Source organism: Actinomyces culturomici (assembly GCF_900499005.1).
GTDB classification, from domain to species: Bacteria; Actinomycetota; Actinomycetes; order Actinomycetales; family Actinomycetaceae; genus Pauljensenia; species Pauljensenia culturomici.
Genome location: NZ_LS991317.1, coordinates 255,062 through 267,371, shown reverse-complemented (window position 1 = coordinate 267,371; position 12,310 = coordinate 255,062). Strand labels below are relative to the sequence as shown.

The window sequence follows — 12,310 nt, the reverse complement described above, 5'->3', positions numbered from 1 at the left end:
CTCCCCGACCCATCGCGACAATTATAACGCTCAAATGAGAGGTATGAAACACCTTGCGGTCTCATATGTGAACGTATACCGTGTTTTTAACACACGTAGCGAAGATGCTGCGAGAGTGGAGGAGTTCTGATGCTGAAACGGCGCCGCGTTCCACAAGAGCTGGGAGTCTTCATCGTCGTTGTGATCGTCGCCCTCGTCATGGGGTCGATATCGCCCGAGTTTCGGACGACGAGTAATCTCTCCGTCCTGCTACTCAATGGGTCTGTCGTCACCTTCCTCGCCGTTGGGCAGGCATGCGTCCTTCTCACCGGGGGAATTGACCTTTCAGTCGGTTCAAACATCGCCCTGACTGGGATGATCGCGGCGTTGGCGATGAAGGCGGGAATCCCATGGTGGGCGGGCGCCCTCGTCGCGATTGTTGTCGGCGCACTCGTCGGTGTCTTCAACGGGTGCATCATCCATTACGGGCACATGCCGCCCTTCATCGTCACATTCGCGACGTTCGGTATCTCGGCATCGATTCCGAAGATTCTTACGCAGGCCAAGTCGGTCACCGTGACCGAACCGCTGTTCGCCTTCTTCGGACGCGGTTCGATCTTCGGAATTCCGGTGCCGATCATCATGGTTGTCATCGCGGCTCTCCTTGTTGGCTTCCTCCTCAAGAAGACCGCTACAGGAGTGCATATCTACGCGATCGGTGGCAACCGAGAAACAGCGCGTCTAGCAGGCGTCTCAATTGCGAAGAACACGATTCTCGTCTATGTGATCTCTGGAATCTGTTCGGCATTCGGCGGAATCATCACAACATCCCGCCTCATGGTCGGGTATCCGACTGCTGGTTCGGGCACGGAGCAGTTCTACTCGATCGCCTCCGCCGTAGTCGGCGGGGTCTCCCTCTTCGGTGGTGTTGGCACGATTCTCGGCGCGTTCATTGGATCGCTGCTCATCGCGGAAGTCTCAAACGGAATGAACGTGATCGGCGTTGATTCCTACTGGCAGCCCCTTGTCATCGGGGTGATCATCCTCGGTGGTGTGCTCCTTGACACCAACAAGGGCGGCCTCAAGAAGCTCCTCTTCTGGAGGAAGACCGGGGGCCTCGTAGAACAGAGGCCATCGGATCCGGAAGCGAAGGCCGCTTGAGCGGCTTTCGAATCGCGGGAACTCATCACACAACGAAAAGGAGAACCTGATGAGAACTTCAATGACGAAGGTTGCGCTCGTCACTCCGCTAGCCGTCTTCGCGCTGGCACTTACGGGATGCAGCGGTGCGATCGATACCGGCACTGGCTCGAAGTCCGACACTGCGGCGTCCGGTTCGAGCGAATCCGGAACGATGGCCGCACTTCCTGATTCATGCAAGGGCGATTCTCCGCTCATCGCCGTGCTGCTGCCGAATCAGACCAACCCCTACTACGTCGCGATGAAGGAAGGCTTCGAAACCGCAGCTGCGGACAACGGTTTCAAGGCCGAGGTGCAAATCGCGGGCGATGATGACGCTCAGCAACTCGCTCAGGCGGAGGCGGCTCTTCAGAAGTCGCCGTGCGCGATCGCCCTCAATCCGGTCAAGTCGGAACCCGCTGCCGCAATCGTTCGAGAGGCGAACGATGCTGGAGTCCCGGTATTCACAGTGAATGTCATCGTGAATGAGGACGCCTTGAAGGCGCAGAATGCGACGATTATCCAGTACCTCGGCGCTGACAACAAAGCCGGCGGCGTCGACACCGCGAAGAAGGTGCTCGAAGACATGGGAGCGGATGCGAAGCTAACGATCGGCTTCGTCACTGAGCCCGATGAAGTGCCGGTCGTCATCCGAGATGAGGGCTTCAAGGAGGCAATCGCGGCGGATGCCAATGCCAAGGTCGTCGCCGAGGTCGACGGCAATGTCAAGGCGACTGACTCTCTCAATGTCACGACCGACATGCTTCAGGGAAATCCTGATCTCAACGTCATCTTCGCGTCGACAGGTCCGGCGGCGCAAGGCGCGCTCGAAGCAGTCAAGGCTTCCGGTCGTGACGTGAAGGTCTATGGGTTCTGCGCGCCCGAGGTTCCGCTCACCGACACGTATCCCGCTTGCGTCGCTCAGGAGCCCGCGGACTACGGCAAGAGAGTCGTTGAGCAGATCGCGATGTATGTCAAGGGTGAGACCGTGGAGACCGAAATTCTCCGGCCTCTGAAGATGTTCGTCTCCGGGCAGACGCCGGGTGCAGGAGAGGTTGGCTGATCAGAATGACTGCGGAGGAGATGCCCAGGGGCGCCGTAGGGCTCGCTGCACGCGATATCCGAAAGGACTACTCGGGTGTTCAAGTGCTCCTGGGCGTCTCCCTGGCAATTGCACCCGGAGAGATCGTTGGGCTCGTAGGGCACAATGGTGCCGGGAAGTCGACGCTGCTCAAGGTCCTTTCAGGGGCGCATCGACAATCGTCTGGGACCCTCACGATCGACGGTGAGTCCGTCGCATTCTCCTCGCCGTCGGAGGCCATCGCCCACGGAGTATCGACGGTCTATCAGGAACTCTCTTTGCTCGGGAATCTCACGGTCGCCCAGAACGTTTGGCTTGGTAGAGAGAAGAAGAATGCGGCACGACTTCTAAAGCAAGAGGAGATGCTTCGCGAAGCCAAGGACCTCCTCGACTCCTTCGGTCTGGATATCGATCCGGAGAAGCGGGTATCCGCCTACCCCGTTGCAGTGCGTCAGCTCCTCGAAATAGCGATCGCATCGAGTCGGGAGACGAAGTACCTTCTTCTAGACGAGCCGACGACGGCGCTCGAAGGTGATCAAGTGACGGAGCTCCTCGCGTATATTCGGCAACTCGCGAGGGAGCGCAACATCGGAGTTCTCATCGTCAACCACAAGCTCGATGAGCTCTATGGAGTCGCCGACCGGATCGTGGCGCTGATGAATGGCCGGATCATCATCGACGCGGCCGTCGAGACTGCGGATCGGCACCGTATTGTTGCCGCGATCGCAGGTGAAGGATACGAGAAGAACCTTCAGACGGACGTCCAAGAGTCTGTCGGTCTTCCGCACGATCGTGTCCTGTCAGTTCGGGATCTTAGAAACCGACGATTGAAGGGCGTGAGCTTCGATGTTCGTTCGGCTGAGATCCTCGGCATCTACGGTCTGGGAGGTTCGGGTAGGTCCGAGGCATTGCGCGCGATCGCAGGCATAGATCCTGCCTCGACGGGTTCCGTCGAGATCGGAAGTAGTGCATTTCTTCCTCGGACTCCCCGTGACGCGATGGAGCACGGCATCGCCTTTCTCACTGAGGAGAGGAAGAGTGATGGCATCGTTCCGCAGATGAACAGCTATCTGAACACTGCTCTGCCAGTCTTGAGTCGATTCTCGAAGTCGGGGGCGCTGAGCCGAAAGAAGATGGAAACGGAAGCGTCGGATGTTCTCGACTCCCTACGACTCAAGGGCGATCCGACGCAGCCAATCACTTCTCTCTCAGGTGGTAACCAGCAGAAGGTTCTGCTGGCGAAAGCCCTTGTTCAGGATCCTGAGGTTCTCCTGCTCGACGAGCCGAGCAAGGGCGTTGATATTGGGGCCAAGAGTGAGATCCACCAGATCCTCAAGCGGCTCGCTCATGCCGATGGGAGGGCCATCGTGATGGTTTCCTCCGAAGAGGAGGAGATTCTGGAAGTCGCCGATCAGGTGCTCGTCTTCTCGGACGGTCAAGTTGTCGCCGGACCGGTACCCGCCGGGTCGCTGGATATCTCGCAGCTGAGAAGGCTCGCCTGGGGCGAATATCGCGACGGCGATACGCAAATCGAGGGGAAAGAATGACTAGGGAATTCGCGAGTGGGGAACTGCTTGTGATCGCAAGGCGCGGTGCGTCGATCGAGGCGAATGCGGTGGCGGAAGTTGAGCAGCAGATCGACGAGAGCCTGGTCGAGGCGGCGCGGCTCATCGACTCGTCGGCTGGAAAGGTCATCGTCGTAGGATCCGGAACTTCAGGAACCATTGGACGAAGGCTCGCTCACCTCCTATCCGTTTCGGGTACGCCGGGGCTGTATGTGCATCCCATGGATGCGCTTCACGGCACGATGGGCGCGATCGAGTCGGATGATGTCGTGATCGCCCTTTCGAAGGGCGGGGAGTCCGACGAGATCAACCAGCTCTGTCGTCTACTCGATGCGCAAGGATGTGTGATTATCGGTATCGGAGAGAACCCGGAATCGACCCTTGCTGGCCTCTCTCGTCTCTACATCCACTTGCATACGATCGATCAGGCGGATCCGGAGAACACTCTTGCGATGGGCTCCACATTGGTGACCGCTGTCTGGGGGGATGCGCTGGCGCGAGTTCTCATGCACATGCATGGTTGGCGTGTCGAGCAGAGCCTTCGAATCCACCCTGCGGGTGCGGTAGGAAAGCATGCTGGCGAGGCGAGAAGCGATGGCTGATCTACTCGTTGCAGGCGTTGATGTTTCCACGCAGTCATGCACTGTCGAGATTCGTCGGTCCGACGACTTGGAGGTCATCGGCCGAGCTCGGACGCCGCTTCCCCCTACCTCTCCGCCGGTATCTGAGCAGAATGCACTCGACTGGTGGGCTGCACTTGTTGATTGCTTCCATCAACTGTCTTCAAGGGTCGATCTTTCACTAGTCGGGGCGATCTCAGTCTCGGGACAATGCCACGGGCTGGTCGCGCTTGACGCAGCAGGCAGGCCCGTCCGCCGGGTGAAGCTATGGAACGATACATCGACCGCGCCTTACCTGGATGAGCTGTTCACTCGCATCGACCGCAAAGAATGGGTTCACCGAACCGGCTCGATCCCCACTGCGGCATTCACGATTTCAAAGCTGGCGTGGTACTTGGTCGTCGAACCACAAAATGCGGCCATTACCCGCAAGATTGTTCTCCCACACGACTACGTGAATTACCGCCTGACCGGAGTGTTCGCGACGGATCGTTCTGAGGCTTCGGGCACGGGCTACTTCGATTCAGTGAAGAACGATTACGACTACGAGCTTCTTAGACACTGCTTCGGTGATTCAATGGAGTGGGAGAGTCTCTTTCCTGAGGTGCTGTCTCCGAGTGATTGCCTGGGTTTCGTACAAGGCGCTGCGTCGAGGGAGCTGGGAGTTCCTGAGGGGATCCCTGTTGCCGTGGGGGGTGGAGATCAGCATGTTGCGGCACTTGGGCTCGGGCTCGGTTCGGGCGACGTGGTCTTCAGCCTTGGAACGTCGGGAGTGGTGATCGCTTCGAGTTCGACTCCGGTGCGGGATCCAACTGGCAGGGTGAATGGGGTTGCGAACGCCGTTGGCGGTTGGCTGCCTCTTGTTTGTACCCTGAATTCGACCAAAGTTACGGATTGGCTTGCTGAAATCTTGGAAATCTCTGTTCAGCAGCTCGATGCACTTGCGCTCGAGGCCGGTGCAGAAGAGGCCACTCCTGCATTTGCAACATATCTCGATGGCGAGCGATCCCCTTCTTTTCCAATGTCAGCGGGCGTCATCGCGGGGATCACTGGTAGTACTTCGAGAGCTGCCTTCGCGAAAGCAACTTTCGAAGGTGTGCTCGGAGGTCTTATCCGCGGGATGGAGGACATTCGGGCGTGCGGTGTCCCACTCGAAGGTCGGGTGATTGCGATCGGTGGAGGTGCACGTTCTTCGGCCTACACGACATTTCTTGCCGATATGCTCGGTCGCCCGGTGGAAGTGATCCGGGAGCCAGAGGCTACAGCGCGCGGCGCATGCGTGCAGGCCAAGGCGCTGCTCGATGGCTCGCCTGTCGAAGAAGCGGCTCAGTCGTTCAAACCGGCTGCCGAGAGGATTGTGGAGCCGCGGTCGGCCGGTCGTTCATGGATGCGCATTCGCGGTGAGTATCTACGAACCTGCGACTTCGCGGGTTCGCTCGATCGAACCGCCTTCTAGGGGCGGGAAAAGAGGCGCCGGCCGGGAGAATGCGCTCCCGGCCGGCAACTGTTCAACTCTTCGCCTCAGCCGATCCGCTCGGCCGCGATCCGGTGCCGGACCTCGTAGGTCCGCCCGGCCTCGAAGTCGACGGCGGTCGAGTATCCGGCCCTCGCCAGCGGATTGTCGCCGGCAGAGACGCCCTGCCCGAAGTCGAAGGCCGAGGTGATCGGCTCGACCCCGAGGCAGAGGTTCGTCCCGCCCCAGGGCAGCCCCTTGCGCCCGCGGTTGGACATCCACAGCATCGCATTCGTGAGATACGTCGGATCCCATTCGACGGCGACGCGGTACCCCTCCGCCTCGTTGACAAGGGCGACGCGAGGCTCCTTCGGCCCGGCGATGAGGACGATCTCGTCGACCTCGACGCCGAGCGGGACCCGAGTGAGGTCGATGGTCGATCCGTCGGAGCGGGGAGCGGCGGCGAGATCCTCGAAGACTGCGCCGACCTCGAGGACGGAGGTGCCCGAGTCGATGGGGAGCGCCCAGTAGGCGTCGCACTCCGGGGCCTCGATGCGCGCCGCGCTCTCGTCCTCGGGAAGTCGGAGGATCGGGTGGAGGCCGAGCGGCAGTCGGCAGTCCTCGCGCACCTCGATCGAGTCGATGAACTCGACGGCGTCCTCGGCGCAGGTGACGCGACGTTCAATGCGGGAGATCGGAGAGTCCTCGGGGTAGCCGAGAGCGAGGAGTGCGCTGTCGTCGCCGACCTCGACGGGCGTCCACTCGAGGTTCGAGGACGGGCCGTGGATCCACTCGGAGGGACCGGCGTAGCCGTCGCGCCACTCCGCGGGGAGGTCCTCGGCGGCCTCGGGAGCTGCGCCGAAGGGGAGGCAGACGAAGTCGCCGCGCAGCCGGTCGAGGATCGGCGCCTCGGGGAACCCCTCCCATTTTGCGGTGTATGAGGGCGAGAACTCCGCGTCGGTCCCGGCCTCGAACACCGCGGTCGTCATCGCGCCCTGCAGTTGAATGGTCGCCCGGACCCTGCCGGTGCCGATCTTCACGTCCATGTGCGACTCCTTCGTCGTCGTGCTCTTCGCCTCATCAGGCTAGTCGCACCTCCCGCCATGCGAGGGCGGTCGGACTAGCGTGGGAGCCGAAGAGGAGGATCGATGAAGTTCGTACTCGCACCCGATTCCTTCAAGGAGTCGATGACCGCGCTGGAGGCGGCCGAGGCGATGGAGCTCGGCGTCCGCGACGTCCATCCCGAGGCGGACTGCGTCCTCGTCCCGATGTCTGACGGGGGAGAGGGGTTCATCGACGCGATCGCCACCGCCTGGGGTGCCGAGCGCATCGCGGTCGATACGGTCGACGCCCTCGGGCGGCCGATCCGCTCCGTCTACGCGCTCGCGGGCGATCGGGCGGTCCTCGACGTCGCCTCGTGCGCGGGCATCGAGCTCGTGGCGCCCGCGGATCGGAACGTCGCCGCCTCGAACACCTTCGGCCTGGGCCTTCTCATCCGCGACGCCCTCGAGCGCGGCGCCCGGGAGCTCCTCATCGGGATCGGCGGGTCGGCGACGAACGACGCGGGAGCTGGAATGCTCGTCGCGCTGGGGGCTCGTCTCATCGACGAGGACGGGGCAGGCGTCGACCCGTACCCGGAGGAATTGCGGCGCGTCGCCCGGATCGACACGAGCGCGCTCGAGGCGCTGCTCGAAGGCGTCGAGGTTCGAGTCGCCTGCGATGTGACGAACCCTCTCACGGGGCCGACCGGGGCGTCTGCCGTTTTCGGGCCGCAGAAGGGCGTCCTGCCCGATGAGATCCCTGTCCTCGAGGCGGCGCTCGCCGGATTCGCGGTCGCGAGCGGCCGAGCCGCCCTCGCCGATCTGCCCGGCTCGGGGGCTGCGGGCGGACTCGGATTCGCGCTGCGCGGGTTCTGCGGGGCCGAACTCGTTCCTGGCGTCGACCTCGTCGCCGACGCGGCGGGGCTCGCGAACGCGGTCGCCGGCGCCGATTGGGTGTTCACCGGGGAGGGGGCCGTGGACTCCCAGACGATCAATGGGAAGACCCCCGCCGGCGTTACCGCGATCGCCTCCGCGGCCGGAGTACCGGTGATGATCTTCGCGGGTCGAGTCAAGGAGAGCGCCGAGGTCCTCCTCGAGCACGGGGTGTCGCGCATCGTCAAGGTCGGCGACCCCGACGAGCCGCTCGCCGAAGCCCTGCGCAATGGGCGGAAGAACCTCCGACGCGCCGTCGTGAAGGCGCTGACCGGTAACGCTGCGGTCGTCGAGTAGGGCGGCCGTCCACAGTCCTGTTCCGCGCGAGTGGAGGGGTTGGCGACACATGGAGGGCCTATACCTCCTCCTCGTGTCGCCAACCCCTCCACCAGCACCACGGCCCTCGAAAGCGGCGCGCGCCCAGCAGTAACTGTTGGTCGGGCTCCGGGCCCGTCCTCGTCAGTCTCTGATGGCACCCTGGATGCCCCGCTGCGCGTGGTCAGGTCTTGTGTGACGCGCAGTGTGCCACTATCCTTGAATCGCGCAAAACGAGCAAAACGAGCAGAACGAGCGAGTCTTGAGAAGAGAGTGAAGTGGGAGAGATGGCGATCCGTGAGCGCACATACATGCCCGATGAAGAGGTTGCGGGGCGTTTTGGGGAGATCGTCGCTGCGCATCGGGGCAACTCGAACGACCGCTGTCTCATGCTCGGTGACAAGCGGATTGAGCTGACCAAGGAAATGGCGGACATCCTGTCGGCCGTCGCGGAGGCGATGGGGCAGGGACTTGCGGTGAGTGTCATTCCGCAGAACACGCGGATGACGACGCAGCAGGCCGCTGACTTCCTCGGAATCTCTCGATCGACGCTCATCAGGATGCTTGATGATGGGGAGATCCCGTATGAGAAGGTCCGCCGTCACCGGCGGCTGTTCCTGTCGGATGTTCTCGGGTATCAGAAGCGGCAGCGCCGTCGCGCGGATGATGCGCTGGCCGACATGGTCGCTGACGCCCAGGCCGTCGGCTCCTACGATGTCGATCCTTCTCAAATGCGTGACGTTCTCGCGCAGGTACGAGCTGAGGGGTGAATCGGCGTGGCGTTCTCCGCGCTCCTCGATGCGTGCGTGCTCGTGCCAAGTGCCCTCCGAGACATGCTCTTGGAGCTGGGGGCTGCCTCTGCGTACCGACCGCTGTGGAGTGAGCGCATTGAGTCAGAGGTGGCGAGGGCGATTACCCGAGTTCGCCGGCGCCGTGGGGGCGATTCTGAAGAGACTGCCGCGTACGTCAAGCGCTTGATGAGACAGATGAATGCGGCGCTGCCCGACGCGCGAGTTGTCGGGTGGGAGGGATTCGAGCAGCGGAGTCCGCAGGGGCCGGATCCGAATGACCGCCATGTTGTCGCCGCTGCGATGTGTGGCCGCGCGGACGTGATCGTGACCTTTAATCTGAAGGATTTTCCAGAATCGGCGCTGCCGGGTGAACTGTTCGCCCAGCATCCGGATGAGTTCCTCTGTGACCTGTTGGATCTCAATCCCCAATTGGTCGTGGGCTCGATGAGTTCCATTGTCGCGAGGACGGGCCGCAAAGGCCCGAAGTGGATAATGAGGGACCTCCTGGCTCGACTCGAGAGGGAGTCGGTCGGGGGTTTCGTTGCGGAGTTTCTTGGCGTCGTCGATTGATCCTCGCTTGCCGGCCCGCCGTGGTGTTCATCGACGAGGCTGGGGCGGTGTGCTGTGTGACGGGAGGGGAGAACGCATCCCCTCGACGCGCGAAGGTGATGCTTTCGGTGAGGCGGCGCCCGATGCTGTGCGCCGCAGTCGCAAGATGTCTCGAGCTCCGGGACCTCCTTTACGCGCACTTACGATGAGTCTCGTCGTGCCCTCGACAACTGCCCGCTCGACTCGGCACACTTGGGCGTTGATTTGTGCTCAGGAGCTGAAACGACGGACGGTGGGGCGATCATCCTCATCCACGCGATGCCGATGGAATGGAGACGGCGATGACGGACGAATTCACGCGGTTCGACCCGGACGCCGATGTCGAGTACCGCAACGGCGAGCGAGTCACGCGCGACATGATCGATGGGCTCGCCAAACAAGCCGAGCGAACCGGGCCGCCTCCCGGTCTCATCCCGGGAGGGAAGTCGCTGAGCGGGGAAGGGGTGCACTCCCCGAAGATCCAGGTGGTTCTCAGCGCGCGCACGCAGATGGCGCTGAAGGAGCGAGCGGCGGCGGACAACATGAGCGTCTCGAAATGGGTGCGCCGACTCATCGAGTCGGAGATCGACTCCCCGAAGGGCAGTCGACTTGATGCTGGGTTGTACCGTCCAGGATGCTGAAACGTCGGTGGGGCCGGGCGACCGTTCGGTCGGAGCTCCGCTCCTCAGGCGTCCGGTGCGATACCGCGGCACATTCTGCGATGGCGCCTCAGCGGCAGCCCCTCCTCACAGCGACGCGAACCCATCGACGAGGGCGATCCCAGCGCCGACCAGGGCGACGATGAAGGTGATCCGCTTCGCCGTCGACGCTAAGAGCCGGCGGGAGACGAGATCGCCAGCGCGGATCCCGAGGATGAGGGCAACCCCGATGAGGACCCAGGCGCCGAGGGAGAAGTCCGGCCACCCGGTCGGGGCGACCGCGAGGCGCGCGCCGACCGTGAGGGTCGAGACGGTGATGAGATAGGGCTGCAGCGTCGCAACGAAGCGCGACTGCTCCCAGTTCGTCGCCTGCTGGAGGGCGGTGAGTGCCGCCGCGCCGACTCCGGCGAGTACGGTCATCGCGCCGGCGGCAGCGCCCGCGATGGAGAGTGAACTCCAGTTGCGGTACACCGAGGCGGCGGCACCGATCCGAGGCGCCAGGAGCAGGAGGACGAGCATGATCGCGCTGGACACGATCTGTGCGGGCGCATCAGGCAGGCGGGCGGCGAGGGCCGTTGCGAGTACGAGACCGAGGAGCGAGGACGGGAGCAGCCGACCGTATTCGCGCCATTCGACATCGCGGTGAACGCTGAGGAGGGTGAGCGCGGCCGAGGTGGCTCCGAGGAGCTGGGTGAGGATGACACCGTGAGTCGCCCCGCCCGCGATGAGCGCGAACGGGGCGACGACGACGGCGAAGCCGATGCCCGACGCCCTCTGGAGGATCGCGCCGAACAGGACCGCAGCGACGACGAGGGCGAGCATGGCGATTACTTCGCGGAGCGGATGAGGAGGAACAGGACGACCGCGATGAGCGCGGCGACGGCGGCGACGACGAACAGCATGTGGTAGCCGACGACCTTGATCGCGAGCGCGGCGACGAGCGGCCCGGCGATCTGGCCGCCCGTATTCGCGAGGTTGAGGATGCCGAGATCCTTCGCGGCGGTCTCCGGGTTCGGGAGGACCGAGATGTTGAGGGCCTGATCGACGGCGTTGAACATGCCGAAGCCGATGCCCGCGAGGATCGCGTAGACGATGATCATCTTCGGCGAGGTCGAGAGGAAGGGCGAGAAGACGCCCGCCCCGATGAAGAGCGCGGAGATGACGACCGGGAGCTTCACCATCTTGAGCCGGTCGGCGATGGGGCCAGAGAGGAACGCCATGCCGATGCCGAGGAACATGATGATGAGGGAGACCGCGGAGATGTAGCCCTTCGTCGCGTCCTGGCCGACCATCATGTAGTCGGTGAGGATGTAGAGGACGTATCCCTGAACGGCGAACTTCGCGACCATGACGAAGAACTTGCCGAAGAGTGCGAGGTAGTAGTCGCGGGCGTTGTGGCGGGCGAAGACGAAGTGGTCGAGGACCATGTCGGCGTCGAAGGCCTTCTTCGGCATCGGGAGCGAGGAGGACTCGCGGAAGAAGATTCTCGCGGCCGGGGCGACGAGGACGGTGAGGATGCCGAGGACGACGAAGCCGGTGGCCGCATTGCCGAGGAACTGGGCGCCGATGACCTGGCCGAGACCGGTGCCGACGCCGATGCCGAGCGCGTAGCCGGAGGCTGCCGACCCGCGGAACTGCGGGGCGATGCGGTCGGAGAGGGTGCCGAGGAGCGGTGCGATGATCGAGTTGAGGAAGATCTGGTAGATCGCCCAGGCGGTGAGGAGGGCAGGGATGCTCGAGACGCGGCCGAGGGCGATGAGGGAGAGCAGCGAGCCGATCGCGCCGACCCAGATCCACGGGGTGCGCCGTCCGAAGCGGGAGCGCGTGAGGTCGGAACCGGCGCCGATGAGGATGTTCGCGAGGGCGGCGACGATCATCGAGATCGTCGAGTTGAGGGCGACGACCGAGGCCTTGTCGTCGGGGGCGAGCTCGGCGATGCGGGCCGGGAGGAGGACGCCGACGGCTCCGAGGTAGGCGACGATCCAGCAGAAGGCTCCGATCGCGAGGCCGATCGTGAGGCGGACCGGGAACTTCGGCTGCTCCTCGTCGGAGGTGGTGCCGCGCCACTGGGCGTCGGACTCGGGTGCGGTGGTGGTGCTCATGATTC

General features: G+C 63.3%; 12 protein-coding genes. 9 read left to right on the top strand and 3 right to left on the bottom strand.

The features are described 5' to 3' along the window. Window positions 1–129 precede the first annotated feature (129 nt). The 5 genes from DY157_RS08235 to xylB all read left to right on the top strand — a co-directional run bounded on the left by DY157_RS08235 (window position 130) and on the right by xylB (window position 5,880). The gene (locus DY157_RS08235; protein WP_235827135.1) at window positions 130–1,140 is read left to right on the top strand and encodes an ABC transporter permease; all 1,011 of its coding nucleotides are present in this window, start codon (window positions 130–132) and stop codon (window positions 1,138–1,140) included. 61 nt (window positions 1,141–1,201) lie between these two features. Beyond that, window positions 1,202–2,221 carry a substrate-binding domain-containing protein gene (locus tag DY157_RS08230; protein WP_115728165.1) on the top strand — a complete coding sequence of 340 codons (1,020 nt, stop codon included), beginning with the start codon at window positions 1,202–1,204 and terminating at the stop codon, window positions 2,219–2,221. 5 nt (window positions 2,222–2,226) lie between these two features. Then, window positions 2,227–3,786, top strand: coding sequence for a sugar ABC transporter ATP-binding protein (locus tag DY157_RS08225; RefSeq protein ID WP_115728164.1), 1,560 nt, complete (start codon window positions 2,227–2,229; stop codon window positions 3,784–3,786). Beyond that, window positions 3,783–4,406 (top strand): KpsF/GutQ family sugar-phosphate isomerase, encoded by a 624-nt coding sequence (locus tag DY157_RS08220; RefSeq protein WP_115728163.1) that lies wholly within the window; start codon window positions 3,783–3,785, stop codon window positions 4,404–4,406. The genes DY157_RS08225 and DY157_RS08220 overlap by 4 nt, the downstream gene beginning before the upstream one ends. After that, window positions 4,378–5,880, top strand: a complete 1,503-nt coding sequence (gene xylB, locus DY157_RS08215) for a xylulokinase (protein WP_115728162.1) — start codon at window positions 4,378–4,380, stop codon at window positions 5,878–5,880. Before DY157_RS08220 ends, xylB begins: the two co-directional genes overlap by 29 nt. Before the next feature lie 65 nt (window positions 5,881–5,945). Here xylB and DY157_RS08210 read toward each other — a convergent pair whose 3' ends face one another. Next, window positions 5,946–6,923: an aldose epimerase family protein gene (locus DY157_RS08210; RefSeq protein ID WP_115728161.1), complete on the bottom strand. Its 978-nt coding sequence runs from the start codon at window positions 6,921–6,923 to the stop codon at window positions 5,946–5,948. Window positions 6,924–7,025: 102 nt separating this feature from the next. Here DY157_RS08210 and DY157_RS08205 point away from each other — a divergent pair, with 102 nt between their 5' ends. The 4 genes from DY157_RS08205 (at window position 7,026) to DY157_RS08190 (ending at window position 10,185) form a co-directional block, all read left to right on the top strand. Beyond that, on the top strand, window positions 7,026–8,147 hold the full coding sequence (locus DY157_RS08205) for a glycerate kinase (RefSeq protein ID WP_115728160.1): 1,122 nt from the start codon (window positions 7,026–7,028) through the stop codon (window positions 8,145–8,147). 305 nt (window positions 8,148–8,452) lie between these two features. Next, window positions 8,453–8,935: a helix-turn-helix domain-containing protein gene (locus DY157_RS08200; protein ID WP_115728159.1), complete on the top strand. Its 483-nt coding sequence runs from the start codon at window positions 8,453–8,455 to the stop codon at window positions 8,933–8,935. A gap of 6 nt (window positions 8,936–8,941) precedes the next feature. Next, entirely contained in the window at window positions 8,942–9,526 is a 585-nt protein-coding gene (locus tag DY157_RS08195) for a PIN domain-containing protein (protein ID WP_115728158.1), read from the top strand. Between the two features lie 320 nt (window positions 9,527–9,846). Continuing rightward, window positions 9,847–10,185: a hypothetical protein gene (locus DY157_RS08190; protein ID WP_115728157.1), complete on the top strand. Its 339-nt coding sequence runs from the start codon at window positions 9,847–9,849 to the stop codon at window positions 10,183–10,185. A gap of 105 nt (window positions 10,186–10,290) precedes the next feature. Here the strand turns inward: DY157_RS08190 and DY157_RS08185 are convergent, their stop codons facing one another. Both DY157_RS08185 and DY157_RS08180 read right to left on the bottom strand, forming a co-directional pair. Further along, window positions 10,291–11,025, bottom strand: coding sequence for a TSUP family transporter (locus tag DY157_RS08185; protein ID WP_115728156.1), 735 nt, complete (start codon window positions 11,023–11,025; stop codon window positions 10,291–10,293). Window positions 11,026–11,030: 5 nt separating this feature from the next. Continuing rightward, a complete protein-coding gene (locus tag DY157_RS08180) occupies window positions 11,031–12,305 on the bottom strand; it encodes an MFS transporter (protein WP_115728155.1) in 1,275 nt (424 codons plus the stop codon). Between the last annotated feature and the right edge of the window lie 5 nt (window positions 12,306–12,310).